This is a genomic window from Mycobacterium sp. ZZG (assembly GCF_054786995.1).
In genome coordinates, this window is sequence record NZ_JBTBFV010000044.1 from 30,603 (window position 1) to 44,557 (window position 13,955).

Annotated in this window: 15 protein-coding genes and 1 pseudogene; 14 read left to right on the top strand and 2 right to left on the bottom strand. The window is 67.5% G+C overall.

Features of this window, described 5'->3' with window-relative positions; genetic code table 11:
* Nucleotides 1–2: 2 nt before the first annotated feature.
* Nucleotides 3–998, bottom strand: coding sequence for an AraC family transcriptional regulator (locus ACXMYJ_RS21150; RefSeq protein ID WP_260751612.1), 996 nt, complete (start codon nt 996–998; stop codon nt 3–5).
* Between the two features lie 288 nt (nt 999–1,286).
* Between ACXMYJ_RS21150 and ACXMYJ_RS21155 the strand changes: the two genes are divergently transcribed.
* From ACXMYJ_RS21155 to ACXMYJ_RS21195, 9 genes are all read left to right on the top strand, one after another.
* Complete coding sequence (locus ACXMYJ_RS21155; protein WP_222881196.1) at nt 1,287–1,811, top strand: DUF1641 domain-containing protein; 525 nt, start codon at nt 1,287–1,289, stop codon at nt 1,809–1,811.
* An 85-nt stretch (nt 1,812–1,896) separates the two neighbouring features.
* A complete protein-coding gene (locus ACXMYJ_RS21160) occupies nt 1,897–2,862 on the top strand; it encodes an NADH-quinone oxidoreductase subunit B family protein (protein WP_222881197.1) in 966 nt (321 codons plus the stop codon).
* A 24-nt stretch (nt 2,863–2,886) separates the two neighbouring features.
* Nucleotides 2,887–4,497: a nickel-dependent hydrogenase large subunit gene (locus tag ACXMYJ_RS21165; protein ID WP_460358759.1), complete on the top strand. Its 1,611-nt coding sequence runs from the start codon at nt 2,887–2,889 to the stop codon at nt 4,495–4,497.
* Nucleotides 4,498–4,573: 76 nt separating this feature from the next.
* Complete coding sequence (locus ACXMYJ_RS21170; protein WP_222881198.1) at nt 4,574–5,347, top strand: hydrogenase maturation protease; 774 nt, start codon at nt 4,574–4,576, stop codon at nt 5,345–5,347.
* Complete coding sequence (locus ACXMYJ_RS21175) at nt 5,347–5,541, top strand: hypothetical protein (RefSeq protein ID WP_260758059.1); 195 nt, start codon at nt 5,347–5,349, stop codon at nt 5,539–5,541. The genes ACXMYJ_RS21170 and ACXMYJ_RS21175 overlap by 1 nt, the downstream gene beginning before the upstream one ends.
* Nucleotides 5,542–5,557: 16 nt before the next feature.
* Complete coding sequence (locus tag ACXMYJ_RS21180; protein WP_260751617.1) at nt 5,558–6,796, top strand: tetratricopeptide repeat protein; 1,239 nt, start codon at nt 5,558–5,560, stop codon at nt 6,794–6,796.
* On the top strand, nt 6,793–7,650 hold the full coding sequence (locus ACXMYJ_RS21185) for a NifU family protein (protein WP_260751618.1): 858 nt from the start codon (nt 6,793–6,795) through the stop codon (nt 7,648–7,650). The genes ACXMYJ_RS21180 and ACXMYJ_RS21185 overlap by 4 nt, the downstream gene beginning before the upstream one ends.
* A complete protein-coding gene (locus ACXMYJ_RS21190; RefSeq protein WP_222881201.1) occupies nt 7,647–8,840 on the top strand; it encodes an NHL repeat-containing protein in 1,194 nt (397 codons plus the stop codon). Before ACXMYJ_RS21185 ends, ACXMYJ_RS21190 begins: the two co-directional genes overlap by 4 nt.
* Nucleotides 8,837–9,661, top strand: coding sequence for a hypothetical protein (locus ACXMYJ_RS21195; RefSeq protein ID WP_222881202.1), 825 nt, complete (start codon nt 8,837–8,839; stop codon nt 9,659–9,661). The genes ACXMYJ_RS21190 and ACXMYJ_RS21195 overlap by 4 nt, the downstream gene beginning before the upstream one ends.
* 3 nt (nt 9,662–9,664) lie before the next feature.
* Here ACXMYJ_RS21195 and ACXMYJ_RS21200 read toward each other — a convergent pair whose 3' ends face one another.
* On the bottom strand, nt 9,665–10,048 hold the full coding sequence (locus tag ACXMYJ_RS21200) for a hypothetical protein (protein ID WP_260751620.1): 384 nt from the start codon (nt 10,046–10,048) through the stop codon (nt 9,665–9,667).
* A gap of 260 nt (nt 10,049–10,308) precedes the next feature.
* Between ACXMYJ_RS21200 and ACXMYJ_RS21205 the strand changes: the two genes are divergently transcribed.
* The 5 genes and pseudogenes from ACXMYJ_RS21205 to ACXMYJ_RS21225 all read left to right on the top strand — a co-directional run.
* Entirely contained in the window at nt 10,309–11,724 is a 1,416-nt protein-coding gene (locus ACXMYJ_RS21205; protein WP_260751622.1) for an HNH endonuclease signature motif containing protein, read from the top strand.
* 117 nt (nt 11,725–11,841) lie between these two features.
* Nucleotides 11,842–12,579: a 4-hydroxy-tetrahydrodipicolinate reductase gene (gene dapB / locus ACXMYJ_RS21210; RefSeq protein WP_260751625.1), complete on the top strand. Its 738-nt coding sequence runs from the start codon at nt 11,842–11,844 to the stop codon at nt 12,577–12,579.
* Nucleotides 12,576–13,043 carry a hypothetical protein gene (locus tag ACXMYJ_RS21215; RefSeq protein WP_260751626.1) on the top strand — a complete coding sequence of 156 codons (468 nt, stop codon included), beginning with the start codon at nt 12,576–12,578 and terminating at the stop codon, nt 13,041–13,043. Before dapB ends, ACXMYJ_RS21215 begins: the two co-directional genes overlap by 4 nt.
* On the top strand, nt 13,040–13,495 hold the full coding sequence (locus ACXMYJ_RS21220; RefSeq protein ID WP_460358762.1) for a flavodoxin family protein: 456 nt from the start codon (nt 13,040–13,042) through the stop codon (nt 13,493–13,495). The genes ACXMYJ_RS21215 and ACXMYJ_RS21220 overlap by 4 nt, the downstream gene beginning before the upstream one ends.
* Nucleotides 13,496–13,507: 12 nt before the next feature.
* Nucleotides 13,508–13,828: pseudogene (locus tag ACXMYJ_RS21225) on the top strand (hypothetical protein); the annotation flags it as partial.
* Nucleotides 13,829–13,955 lie beyond the last annotated feature (127 nt).

The window sequence follows — 13,955 nt, forward strand, 5'->3', positions numbered from 1 at the left end:
GTTCAGCGGCGCAGCGTCTCCGACGGCGCCTCGCCCCAGCGTTTCCGGTACTCCACCGCAAAGCTGCCGAGATGGTGGAAACCCCAGCGCTCGGCCACCGCGGTCACCGTCACACCATCGGACGGGATGGCGTCGGCGAGTTCCTCGTGCACCCGCTCCAAGCGCCGCTCACGGACGAACGCCATCGGCGACATGCCGAGTTCGGAGCGGAAGCCCTGCTGAATCGACCGCACGCTCATGTGCACGGCGGTCGCCAGCGAATCCATCGTGATGCGTTCCGCCAGATGGTCGTCGATGAAATCCATCGCCTGCTGGATGACCGTGCGGCGGGGATCCGGGGGTGAGGGCTGGGTGATGTCGGCGTGGTAGTTCGACGGTTGGAGGTGCAGCAGGCTGCTCATCACCAGTTCCTCGACCGGCCCGATCGCGCGACCCTTCTGAATCAGCGAGCCGGCGTGGTAGACCTCGGTGTGCACGAGCTGAACCGCCGCGTGCCAGCGCATCGCCGCCTCGGTGGCCAGGTCGAACTCGGGCTCGAACACCAACGGCCGCGCCAGATTACGGCCGATCAGCCGGGTCACATGGGCGGCCATCGCCTGCTGCTCGATGCGGATCAGCAGTTGCGGGGTGTCGACACCGAGGTCGATGCGCAGCGGCACACCCGGGCTTGAGACCAGTGAGCGCATCGTGCTGGCCTGAAACGTCGAGGACGGGTGGTGAACCGTGGCCACCCCGTTCATCGGCATGTGCACCGCGTAGTAGCGGCCCGACTCCGGGATGTCGATCGAGGCGGGCACGTGCAGGTCGAGGTAGAGCATGCTGACGTTGCGCAGCCGGATGCCGTGCATGGTGGCCGCGAACCCGTCGGCGTCGGCGGGATCCACCGTCAGCGTCAGCGGCGACAAGGCGCGGCCGATCAGCCGCTTCGCCTTGCTGATGTCCTCGGTGTAGAAGATCTCGTGCTCGGTGAGCGCCGGCGGCACCCCGCGCGAACGCACCTTCCGACGGACCGGATCACTCGTGCGCCTGATGTCGATGAAGCCCAAGCGCGTCAGCCGCGACACCGGGACCGCTATTTCCGCGCAAGATAGGGAAGGCTAACTTCGAGGCGGGATAACGGAATTCGCGTCGGCACGGCAACGTCTCCTAAACATCGGACTCGCTTCAGCGTAGTCATGTCTGCGCAATCCTGATAGCGGTTGCGCGAAAGCGATAGGCAGGGCCGCGACGGCTGAGTACGTTGAGGTTCATCCCTCCGCGCGGGGGAGTCGGCAGGGAGGTCGAGTGTGAACACCAACGGTGGGTCGTCAACTCCCGTTCTGGATCCGACCGTCTCCGGACCGTCCGCCGCGCTCCGGGACCGCCTCGACGACCCCCGGGTCGCCGAAGCGCTGGACACGTTGCTCGAGCATGCAGATCTGTTGGCAGTCCTGGTCACCGGGCTCGACGGTTTCGTCCGTCGCGGCGACGACATCACCGCGAACCTGACCTCGGCGATCGGTGAGCTCAAGGGCCAAACCGGTGACCTCGGCGAGTTGTCGGCCAGCCTGGCCGTTCTGACGAGTGGGCTGGTGAACGCGGCGCCGGCGATCAGCACGCTGCTGAACTCCTCACTGACCAAGCCGCAGGGCGCCGACGTGGTCGCCGCCCTCGGCGACGCGCTGGTGTCGGCGCGGCAGTCGATGCCGGCGTCGCCCCGCGGGGTCCGTGGGGTGTGGAAGACGCTGCGCGGCGCCGCCAGGGATCCCGACGTCACACGTGGTCTCGTCTACCTGCTCGAAGTGGCCCGGGCCTTCGGGCGACGAGTCTGACCGCACGCAACGCGGTCCCGCACAACTGAATTCGGGAACTGATTGCTCCGGAGGCCTGCGCTTCCGGTGACCGAGAGGAGTGCTCATGGCATCGGTGCTGTGGTTCCAGGGTGGGGCATGTAGTGGCAACACCATGTCGTTCCTCAACGCCGAGGAGCCCAACGTCGTCGACCTGATCGTCGACTTCGGCCTCGATCTCCTCTGGCACCCGTCGCTGGGGCTCGAACTCGGGGAGAACGCCCAGAAGGTCTTCCGGGACTGCGCCGACGGGCAGCGGCCGCTCGACATCTTCGTGTTCGAGGGCACGGTCATGCAGGCCTACGGCGGCCGCACGGACATGTTCGCCGACCGCCCGATGAAGGACTGGGTCACCGACCTGGCCGGAGCCGCGCAGATCGTCGTCGCGATCGGTGACTGCGCCTGCTGGGGCGGTATCCCCGCGATGGAACCCAACCCGTCGGGGTCCACCGGACTGCAGTTCCACAAGCGGGAGAAGGGCGGCTTCCTCGGCCCCGACTTCCGGTCGAAGATGGGCCTCCCGGTGATCAATGTGCCTGGCTGCCCCGCTCACCCGGACTGGATCACCCAGATCCTGGTGGCGCTGGCCACCGGCCGCGCCGGCGACATCACGCTCGACGACCTGCACCGCCCGGAGACGTTCTTCAAGACGTTCACCCAGACCGGCTGCACCCGGGTGCAGTTCTTCGAGTACAAGCAGTCCACCCTGTCGTTCGGTGAGGGAACCCGAACCGGTTGCCTGTTCTATGAATTCGGCTGCCGCGGTCCGATGACGCACTCCCCGTGCAACCGGATTCTGTGGAACCGGCAGTCGTCGAAGACCCGGGCCGGGATGCCCTGCATCGGCTGCACCGAACCGGAGTTCCCGCACTTCGACCTGGCGCCGGGGACGCTGTTCAAGACGCAGAAGGTCAGCGGCATGATCCCGAAGGAAGTTCCCGAGGGAACCGATCACCTCACGTACATGGGCCTGGCGGCGGCCGCGCGGATCGCGGCGCCGCAGTGGTCCAAAGAAGACATGTTCGTGGTCTAGCGCGTCCGAGGAAGGACTTTTCATATGGCGTCAAAGCTGGATCTCTTCGTCAGCCCGCTCGGCCGCGTCGAGGGTGACCTCGACGTCCGCGTCACGATCGAGGACGGGGTCGTCACCTCGGCGTGGACCGAGGCGGCGATGTTCCGCGGATTCGAGATCATCCTGCAGGGCAAGGACCCTCAGTCGGGACTGGTGGTGTGCCCGCGCATCTGCGGCATCTGCGGCGGAAGCCATCTCTACAAGTCCGCGTATGCCTTGGACACCGCGTGGCGCACCCACATGCCGCACAACGCGACGCTGGTGCGCAACATCTGTCAGGCGTGTGAGACGTTGCAGTCGATCCCGCGCTACTTCTATGCACTGTTCGCCATCGATCTGACCAACAAGAACTATGCGAAGTCGGCGTTGTATGACGAGGCTGTCCGCCGATTCGCGCCGTATGTCGGCACCAGCTACCAACCCGGTGTCGTGTTGAGCTCCAAACCTGTTGAGGTGTATGCGATCTACGGCGGGCAATGGCCCCACTCGAGCTTCATGGTTCCGGGCGGGGTGATGTGCGCCCCCACGCTCAGTGACGTCACCCGTTCCATCGCGATCCTCGAGCACTGGAACGATGCCTGGCTGGAAGGCCAGTGGCTGGGCTGTTCGGTGGACCGCTGGCTGGAAAACAAGACCTGGAACGACGTACTGGCCTGGGTGGACGAGAACGAAGCGCAGTACAACAGCGACTGCGGGTTCTTCATCAGGTACTGCCTGGACGTCGGGCTCGACAAGTACGGCCAGGGGGTGGGCAATTACCTTGCCACCGGAACATATTTCGAGCCGTCCCTGTACGAGAACCCCACGATCGACGGCCGCAACGCAGCATTGATCGGCCGCTCCGGGGTGTACGCCGACGGTCGTTACTTCGAGTTCGACCAGGCCAACGTCCGCGAGGACGTCACGCACTCCTTCTACCAGGGCGACCGGCCACTGCACCCGTTCGACGGCGAGACCATCCCGATCGACCCCGAGCAGGGACGCAAGCAGGGCAAGTACAGCTGGGCCAAGTCGCCGCGCTACGCCGTGGGGGATCTGGGCAATATCCCGTTGGAGGCAGGACCGCTGGCGCGCCGCATGGCGGCGGCCGGACCCGACGCCGCCGCGCATCAGGACAACGACCCGCTGTTCGGCGACATCTACAACACCATCGGCCCGTCGGTGATGGTGCGCCAACTGGCCCGCATGCACGAGGCACCCAAGTACTACAAGTGGACGCGGCAGTGGCTCGATGCGTTGGAGCTGAAGGAGAGCTTCTACACCAAGCCCACCGAGTACGCCGAAGGCAAGGGTTTCGGTTCCACCGAAGCCGCGCGCGGTGCACTGTCGGACTGGATCGTGATCGAGGACAGCAAGATCAAGAACTACCAGGTGGTCACTCCCACCGCGTGGAACATCGGACCTCGGGACGGCTCGGAGGTGCTCGGCCCGATCGAGCGGGCGCTGGTCGGATCCCCGATCGTCGACGCCGAGGATCCGGTCGAACTCGGCCACGTCGCCCGCAGTTTCGATTCCTGCCTGGTGTGCACGGTGCATGCCTACGACGGCAAGACCGGCCGGGAACTGAGCAAGTTCGTGATCAACGGGATGGTGTGAACTGGCGTCACCTGGGACAGATCCCGAAGCTTGCAGCCCGGCGGCATCCCTCCAGCCGCCGGGTTGCGAGCTGCTGGTGATCGGCTGCGGAAATCTGCTGCGCGGCGACGACGGGGTCGGTCCGGTCCTGGTCCGCCACCTGTGGGAGCGCGGCGTGCCCGACGGCGCGAAGCTCGTCGACGGTGGCACCGCCGGCATGGACGTCGCATTCCAGATGAACGGTGCTCGACGGGTGGTCATCATCGACGCGGCGGCCACGGGTTCGGCGCCCGGCACGACGTTCCGGGTGCCCGGTGCGGAACTCGCCGAGTTGCCGCCGCTGCAGGGTTTGCACACCCATTCGTTCCGCTGGGATCACGCGATCGCGTTCGCGCGCTGGGCGCTGGGCGACGCGTGTCCCACCGACATCACCGTGTTCCTGATCGAGGTCGACAGCGTCGAGATGGGGGCCGACCTCTCGGAACCGGTGGCGACCGCAATGGAAGAGGTCCTGGCCATCGTCGAGCGCGACTACCTGGCACCGCTGCGTCCCGCCGGCCGGCGTGAGGTCACGGTCGAGTTCACCGCGGACGGATATCTGCGGCTGGACGCCGAGCTCGCGGCCGCGAGGTTTCCGTCCGACGCCGTGGCCGCGGTGGTGCGTGACGGTGCCTTATGGCTCATCCCGCTGCGTGGCCCCCGAAGCGGCGGACTGCTGCTCAAGCAACGCACACCCGCCGGGGACCGGTCGGTTCTGGTTCGTGAGGTGCTCATGGACCTCGCTATGACGGGCGTTCGGGGCGCATCCTGGGACGATGACCAGTCGGCGTTGCGCATTCCCCTCGGCGACGAACCGAGGCTGGACCGGTGATGCTCGTGAGTGACGACAATGCGCGTGCCGTCGAGGCAGTGGTGGTGCCCGAACGCGGACAGTGGGCCGTCGATGTCGTCGTCGTGTTCGACGACGCGGTGGTGCGCAGACGGATCAGCACGCACCGCACCCGTCGCCGCGCGGATCTGGCGGCCGATCTGATCAAGCGTGCCGCAGAACGGGATCTGCGATGAGTCCCCTGGGAGGGCCGTGACCGACACCGCCGTTGAACCGACCGGGCGAGGCGCCGCGGACCTGGTGGCGCGACCGCAACCACTCGGTGTGTTCGGCCTTCCCCTCGGCTATCTGCTGATCCCCGCCGGCGACGACACCGACCCGGTGCGTGCTGCGCTGCTGGCCGGCCGCCTGCCCGAGGTGTGGCCCGACCGGCTGGCCGGGCACCGGCATGCGCTGGTCGGTGACCGCGACGCTGCGCTGGCGGCACTGGCCGGTGACGATGCCGTGGCGCGCTACAACCGGTTCGTTCTCGATCCCGACTCGGCCGATCCCGACGCGGTACGCGCAGATCTCGGCGAGTTCGGGGTGCTCGTCGACGTGGTGTTGTTCGCGCTCGGACGCAGTGACGAGGTCCCCGGCGCTGACGGACTCGGCGGCGAGCTTGCTGCCGCGGTGCTCGCCACCGCCGCGTCGGCAGCGATCGCCGCGGACGCACCGGCGAAGGCCGTGCAGCTGCTCGACGCGGCCGCAGAGGCGGCGGCGCCGGTGAGCAGACCGCTGGCCGGCGTCCTGCTCGGCGCGGCCGCCGGTATCTGCCGCGACGGTGACGACCCGTCCGCCCTGGCGCGGGTGGACCGGGCACTTGCGCTGCTCGACGGTGCCGACGGGCTGAAGGTCGCTCGCGCCGAACTGCACCTCACCGCCGCGGGCATGCTGCACGAGCAGGCCGCGCTCCGACCTGAGCTGATGCCCTCAGCGATACCGCACTACCACTCGGCACTGCAGTTGATCCGCTGCGAGGACGCTCCGCTGCTGTGGGCCTCGGGTCACGCCGATCTGGCCACCGCCTACCTGACGATGCCGATGGTGGAGGCGTCGAGCCAGCTGCGGCTGGGCATCGCCGCGCAGTCGTTGCGCCAGGCGCTCACGGTGTTCACCCGCGACGAGCATCCGCAACGGTGGGCGAGCGTGCAGCTGAATTTGGCGAACTCGTTGGTGTACAGCCCCTCTCGTCACCGCCAGGAGAACCTTGTCGAGGCGGTTGAGATCTACGAGGCCGTGCTGGATGCCCGCGACCGGGACGTCGACCCGCACGGGCGCGCACGGGTGCTGGCCAACCAGGGCAACGTGCTTGCCCATCTCGGTCTGTTCGACCAGGCGAAGGCCAGGCTGTACGAGGCGCGCTTCCTTTTCGAGGAGCACGGGGACACCGAATCGGTCCGCGCGGTGCGCGGCGTGCTCGACGAGATCTCCCGCGAGGGCGCCCGATGACTGCCGTGGACGCAGGCGCAGCCGATCTCGAGGTTCTTGCCAGGCGTGTCGATGCTGCGGTCGCGGCACTGGCCGAACTCGACCCGACCGCGCGGGCAGCGGCTGAAGAACTCAAGGCGGCCGTGGAGGAAATCCATCGCGCCGGGCTGACGACGATCGTGGCCCGGATGCGGGCTGACGACGCTGCGCGGCCGCTGCTGTTCGATCTGGTCGACGACCCTGTGGTCCGGATGCTGCTGACGCTGCACGGCATCATCCGGCCCGATCCGGTGACGCTGGCCGAGCGGGCGCTGGCCGCCGTTCGCCCGCAACTGCACAGCCATGGTGGGGACGTGACGCTGGTGCGGGTCGACGACCGCGTGGCGTTCGTCCGGCTCGAAGGGGCCTGCAACGGTTGTTCGATGGCCTCGGTGACTCTTCGCGAGCTCGTCGAAGCCGCTCTGTTGCAGGGTGTTCCGAATCTGGAGGCGGTCGAGGTGGTGTCCGGCGAGGCCACACCGACGCTGATACCGGTCGAGGCGCTGCGGATACCGCCCAGAGCGGAGGCGGACGGATGGGTGAACGTCGGCCGCGTGGACTCGATCGCCGTCGACGAGATCCGGGTCCTCGGCGGCGACGTCCTCGTGGTCAACATCGGACAGAAACTGTCGGCTTTCTACAACGAGTGCGCCCACGAGGCGCTGCCGCTCGGCGATGCGGTCTTCGACGCCACGGCGGGCACGCTGACGTGTCCGTGGCACGGGTTCTGCTATGACGCGGAGTCGGGGGAGTGCCTGTCCGCGCCGGGGGTGCAACTGGAGCAGCTACCGTTGCGGATCGACGATGGGGATGTCTGGGTTCGGACCGGCCGATGAGCCGTTACACGGTGCGGCACACCATTGCCGGGCGGCCTGCCGGCCACTCACCGGAAGCGCCGCCGGCCGAGGACAACAGCGGCGGCTGGCGACCGCTGCGCTGGCTGGGAGCACCAGCGCCGGGTGGGTTGGCGTTGCCCCAAGCGACCCCAAGCATGGCCTGGATGTATTCGCCGCGTGGGGTTTTCGTCGACGACGAGCACGTCGTCGTCGCAGACTCCGGCAACCACCGCGTCCTGATCTGGCACGGCCTGCCGGATAGCGACGAGCAGGACGCGGATGTGGTCCTCGGTCAGCCGGACGGGATTTCGGAGGGCCGTGCGGCGGGAGGCCGCGGGCCCGAGCGCGGGATGAACCTGCCGACCGGCGTCGCGATCATCGACGGCCGGCTGATCGTCGCCGACGCGTGGCATCATCGGTTGCTGATCTGGAACCGGGTGCCCGAGTCCGACGATGTGGCACCCGACGTGGTGCTCGGGCAGCCCGACGCCGGATCCGTGGAACCCAATGCGGGCCGGGCCTGCTCGGCGGGGACCTTCTACTGGCCCTTCGGATTCGCAAGGCTCGGTGACCGGTTCTGGGTGGCGGACACCGGCAACCGGAGGGTGTTGGGGTGGAGCGGCGGCATCCCGGAACCGGGGCAGGCGGCGGACATCGTGCTCGGGCAGCCGACGGCGAGTGCCAGGGAGGAGAACCGGGGCCAGGCGGTCGGACCGGCGAGCTTTCGGTGGCCGCATGCGATCGCCGGGACGTCGGAGCTGCTGCTGGTCGCCGATGCCGGAGATCATCGCGTGCTCGGCTGGTCACCGCACCCGGCCGCCGATGCTCCCGCGAATCTCGTTCTGGGACAGCCTGATTTCGTCACCGCGCAGGAGTGGCCCTATGGCCCGCACACCGGTGACAGGTTCCGGTTCCCGTACGCGATAGACCTCGACGGTGGCTGCGTCGTCGTGGCGGACACGGCCAACAATCGAATCCTGGTGTGGGACGGTGTGCAGGCGGGGGCGCTCGGGGGTCGGCCGGCCGATCATGTGCTGGCCCAACCCGACTTCGGGTCCAACGGCGAGAACCGCTGGTCGCTGGTGGGGCGCGACACCCTCTGCTGGCCGTACGGCGTGAGCCTGCACGGCGATCTGTTGGCCGTTGCGGACTCGGGCAACAACCGCGTCATGATCTGGAGACGATCTTGAGGCCGCTGATCGTGCAGGACGACGGCCAGATCGGTTTCTACTGGACGACATCCGACGGAGCGCCCACCACGCTGCACGTGCTCGTCGGCGAGGACGACGAACCCGACCGGTTGGTGGCGACGCATCTGTCCGCGCTCGACGATTCGCTGATCGATGCTTCCCGGCGGTTCGGGGAGCTCCTCGGCGGCGGGCGGAGGCCGACGGTTCAGGACCGTCAGGATCTGGGCGAGCTCTATCGCAGTGTGGACCGGGCGTGCCTGGACTATGCGCGAGCAGTGGAGCGTCTCGGACTCGCGCCGGATTCCAGGGCCGGCCAGATCATCGGCACCGCAGTGCTGATGTCGATTCTGGCCCGACATCCGTTGGACATGCTGGGGCCGGCCCCCCTTGACGGTGAACTCGACGAACCGAAGCCAGGTGTCGTCGGCGGATACGGCGAGATGGCGCAGGTGGACCATGCCCGGCCGTGGAAAGGCGGCCGCTGGGTGGTGCGCACCGAGGCGGGCACCCGGTTGCCGCTGACGTTGTCGATGTTGCTGTACGACAGCTCGGGCACCAACAAGGACGCCGCACGCCGTGAGCACTGCGAGGCCATGCAGAAGGTGGTTTCATCTGCAGCGCAGACCGATGCCGATCCCTACGACGTCGCGTGCGCGCTGGACTGGTTGTTGTACGACTGGCTGATGGCCCACCGCGACGGTCCCGACAGCGCGGAGATCGTCCTCCCGAAGGGCCGCGACGGTGATGCCACGGTGCTGGTGGCCGCTGCGGCGGCCTCCGTCGCTGCGCGGGCCACCTTCGATCCGGCCCTGGTGTGCTGAACCTCAGGCAGGGGTCAGCGTCACGTTGTGCAGCGCAACGGCCACGTCGCTGGGCAGAATTTCGACGAACGTCGGCACGTCCCGCAGGGCCGCGCCCATTCCGATGATGTTCCCCGGAGATGTTGGCGCACAGGGGAAGTCGCTGCACCGGAACCAGCGGCCGGGCGGGCTCTGGTAAGGCTGCATGCTGGGGGACTGGTCTACGCGGTAGTGCCCGGGCGGGATGTACGCGGTCGCCCAGCCGTCGCGGGGCTGGGTGGTGACACCGAAGACGCCGTTGCTGCCGTACGGTGCCGCGGCCGCGGGCGCCGCGGACAGCACGCCGCCCGTCAACGCACATGCAGCAGCCAAGGTGAGCGCCGGCGCCCGCCGGAAGCCACGAGTCATCCCATGAGACTAGCCGGGGTGTGGAACGTGGCAGCGTCTTACGGACCCGGAGTCGTATGGAATGGGCGCGCGCTTCCGGTCGAGGCCGTGCATCCTCGGCAAGCATGTCGTTTTTCGTAGCAAGACAGGCAGAGCAAGTGAACCAGCACGGCCCGGTCATTTCACCACTGACTGTTTACTGCCGATTCGGCGAAAAGAGGCCGTCCTGAGTCGGTTTCGCGCGGCCGTTTTTTGTCGGTGGGTGCTGGGAGGATGGGGTTATGTCCTCGAGGGTCCCGACTGGTACTGGCACTGGTGGTGTGGTGGGTCAGTCTGATCGTCTTGAGGCGTTTTTCGAGGAGTTGGGGGAGTTGGCGGGTCAGCGCAACGCCATTGATGGGCGTATCGCGCAGATCGCTGCCGAGATCGATGGTGCCGGGTTGTGGGGGTTCACCGGTGTGCGGTCGATGGAGGGGTTGATCGCGTGGAAGTTGGGTACTTCGTTTCGTAACGCCGAGACGATCGTGGCGGTGGCGCGCCGGCTTGGGGAGTTTCCGCGCTGTAGCCGGGATTTGCGGGAGGGCCGGCTGTCGTTGGATCAGGTCGGGGTGATCGCCGAGGGCGCGGGGGCGGGTTCTGACGATCATTACGCCGAGTTGGCCGCCCATTCGACGGTGGCCCAGTTGCGTATCGCGGTCAAGCAGGAACCCCGCCCCGAACCCGAACCCGGCTGTGACCCCGAATCCGGCTGTGACCCTGAGTCGGACCCTGAATCCGACTCTGAGGCCGAGGCCGAGTCCCGGTCTGAACCCGCGGTCAGGCCGGATCCCGCGCCGCGGGCGTCGATCACCAAGACCAGTGATGAGCAGTACACCTATTGGCGGATCGCGTTGCCCCATGATGAGGCGGCGACGTTCGACACGGCGCTGCGGTCTCATCACGAGGCGTTGGTGGCGCAGTGGAAACGCGACCACAACATCACCGACCACGCCGACGGCCACGACACCGACCACGACATCACCGACCGCGGCTACGACACCGGCGATCGCGGTGAGGGTGTGGGGCGGGCGCCGTTGCCGGACACGGTGGCGGCGTTCTGGGCGCTGGTGAAGGCGGGCTGGGATGTTGAGGTGGCGCGGCGCCCGCATGGGCAGCACACCACGGTGGTGATGCATGTCGATGTCAAAGACCGCATCGCCTCCCTGCATTTGGGGCCGGCGCTCTCGGCTGCCGATCGTCGGTATCTGTCTTGTGATGCCACGTGTGAGGTGTGGTTCGAACGCCATGGGCAGGTCATCGGTTCCGGGCGCACGACCCGCACGATCAGCCGGCGGTTGCGGCGGGCGTTGGAGCATCGTGATCGCACGTGTGTGGTGCCTGGGTGTGGGGCCACGCGGGGGTTGCACGCCCATCACATCCGGCATTGGGAAGACGGCGGGCTGACCGAGTTGGACAACCTGGTGCTGGTCTGTCCCCACCACCACCGGTTGCATCACCGCGGCGTCCTCACCATCACCGGACCCGCCGAGCGGCTCACAGTCACCGACAGCACCGGCCGACACCTCGAACCCGGGTCACTGGCCCGTCCCCCGACCCAACCCCCACCCGAAGTCGCGCCCTATCGTGGGCCGTCCGGCGAACGGGCTCAGTGGAAGTGGTACACACCCTTCCAACCCCCACCACCCACCACCAACTGATCCTTGGGAGCGCCCCAGGTCAGCGCCGACGCCTGCAGATCGACCGCGGGGACCCGGCAAAGTCAGCGGCGGCGAGCGAAATTCCTGAGGCCTGAGCTGGGACGCTAGGGTGAGCCCATGCGAGTGGGAGTGCTGGGCGCCAAGGGCAAGGTGGGCGCGACGATGGTGGCGGGCGTCGAGGCCGCCGACGACCTGACCTTCACCACGGGTGTCGATGCCGGCGACTCGCTGTCCGCGCTCGTGGACAGCGACACCGAGGTCGTCATCGACTTCACCCATCCCAGTGTCGTCATGGACAATCTGAAGTTCTTGATCGACAACGGGATTCATGCGGTCGTCGGCACCACCGGCTTCACCGACGAGCGCCTCGATCAGGTCAGGGAATGGCTTGCGGCCACACCGGGCGCCTCGGTGCTCATCGCGCCGAACTTCGCGATCGGCGCCGTGCTGTCGATGCACTTCGCGCAGCAGGCCGCCAAGTACTTCGAGTCGGTCGAGGTCATCGAACTGCACCATCCGCACAAGGCTGACGCGCCGTCGGGAACCGCCATGCGGACCGCCCGCCTCATCGCCGAGGCACGAAAAGGCATGCCGCCCAACCCGGATGCCACCAGTACCGGTCTCGACGGCGCCAGGGGAGCGGACGTCGACGGCGTCCCCGTGCACTCCGTGCGGCTCGCCGGCCTGGTCGCACACCAGGAAGTTCTGTTCGGCACGCTCGGAGAGACGCTGACCATCCGTCACGACAGCATCGACCGCACCTCCTTCGTACCCGGTGTGCTGTTGGCCGTGCGCAAGATCCGGGAACATCCGGGTCTGACGATCGGCATCGAATCCCTGCTCGACCTGACATGAGTGACGGGGCGCGCGCCCTGCGCACACAGCTGATGATCGGCTTCATGTGCGTCGCGCTCGTCGTGTATTTCGTCCTGCTCGGGCGGGCGGCGTGGATCTTGATCTCCTCGGGGGAGCCGGCGCCGATCGGGCTCGGGGCGGCCATCCTGATCCTGCCCGTCATCGGAATCTGGGCGATGGTGGCGACACTGAAAGCCGGTCTGGCACATCAGAGACTGGCGCGGCTTGCCCGCGAACAGGGAATGGAGCTCGACATCAGCGACCTGCCGCGAAGGCCGTCTGGCCGTATCGAACGCGATGCGGCCGACGCGTTGTTCGGCGCGGTGCGCGACGAACTGGAGGCCGACCCCGAGAACTGGCTCCGCTGGTACCGGCTGGCACGCGCGTACGACTACGCCGGTGACCGCGGCCGCGCTCGGGAGACGATGAAGAAGGCGGTACTGCTCGAGGAGTCGGCCCGATGAGCAAGACGCTGCTGATCGTGCACCACACCCCGTCGCCCCACTGCCACGAGATGTTCGAGGCGGTGCTCGCCGGCGCGACGGATCCCGAGATCGAGGGTGTCGAGGTGCTGCGCCGTGCAGCGCTGACGGTCTCACCGGCCGAGATGCTGGCCGCCGACGGCTACTTGCTGGGCACTCCGGCCAACCTCGGTTACATGAGCGGCGCGCTCAAGCACGCGTTCGACCAGTCGTATTACCCCCTGCTGGATTCGGCGCAGGGCCGGCCGTTCGGGATGTATCTGCACGGCAACGAAGGCACCGAGGGCGCTGAGCGGGCACTCGCAGCGATCACCGGTGCGCTCAAGTGGGAGAAAGCCGCCGAAACTGTGATCGTCTCCGGCAAGCCGACCAGAAGCGACTTGGAAGCGTGCTGGAATCTCGGTGCGACTGTGGCCGCAACGCTGATGGAATGACGGAGGAGTCTCATGCCCGGTATGGCCGAATTCGCCCTGGCGGGCGCGCCGATCGCAGGCGGTGCGCTGCTCGGGCTGGCGGCGGGGAACCTGCGTCCGCCCGACGTGCGTGACGCGATCGTCAGGGACCTGGACCTGCTGGAGCGGCTCCCGGCCGACCAGGTCGAGCGTCGCGCGGAGCTCCAGCGGATCATTGACATGCGCATCGACGGTCTGATCGCCGCGGCGGACAAGAGCCGCGAGCTCCGGGAACTGGCCATGTCATATCAGGGCAATTGGCGCGACATCGTGGTGTTCATCTGCGCCATTCTGTTCACCATCGTCTGGTGGAACTGAGGTGAGCCCCCTGTAGTGGTCCAGTCGTTGTGGGACTCTGTTGCCCGAGTGCTCGGGCAGGAAGAATCAATGACGACATGGCAACGAACAAGCGCCGGCGGCACACTCCGGATCAGATCATCCG

Excerpts from the sequence above, each read along its gene's own strand:
- ACXMYJ_RS21175 (WP_260758059.1), top strand. The coding sequence starts at position 5,347 with ATGCTCGTGAGTGACGACAATGCGCGTGCCGTCGAGGCAGTGGTGGTG.
- ACXMYJ_RS21205 (WP_260751622.1), top strand. The coding sequence starts at position 10,309 with ATGTCCTCGAGGGTCCCGACTGGTACTGGCACTGGTGGTGTGGTGGGT.
- ACXMYJ_RS21160 (WP_222881197.1), top strand. The coding sequence starts at position 1,897 with ATGGCATCGGTGCTGTGGTTCCAGGGTGGGGCATGTAGTGGCAACACC.
- ACXMYJ_RS21165 (WP_460358759.1), top strand. The coding sequence starts at position 2,887 with ATGGCGTCAAAGCTGGATCTCTTCGTCAGCCCGCTCGGCCGCGTCGAG.
- ACXMYJ_RS21185 (WP_260751618.1), top strand. The coding sequence starts at position 6,793 with ATGACTGCCGTGGACGCAGGCGCAGCCGATCTCGAGGTTCTTGCCAGG.
- ACXMYJ_RS21190 (WP_222881201.1), top strand. The coding sequence starts at position 7,647 with ATGAGCCGTTACACGGTGCGGCACACCATTGCCGGGCGGCCTGCCGGC.
- ACXMYJ_RS21200 (WP_260751620.1), bottom strand. The coding sequence starts at position 10,048 with ATGACTCGTGGCTTCCGGCGGGCGCCGGCGCTCACCTTGGCTGCTGCA.
- ACXMYJ_RS21215 (WP_260751626.1), top strand. The coding sequence starts at position 12,576 with ATGAGTGACGGGGCGCGCGCCCTGCGCACACAGCTGATGATCGGCTTC.
- ACXMYJ_RS21220 (WP_460358762.1), top strand. The coding sequence starts at position 13,040 with ATGAGCAAGACGCTGCTGATCGTGCACCACACCCCGTCGCCCCACTGC.
- dapB (WP_260751625.1), top strand. The coding sequence starts at position 11,842 with ATGCGAGTGGGAGTGCTGGGCGCCAAGGGCAAGGTGGGCGCGACGATG.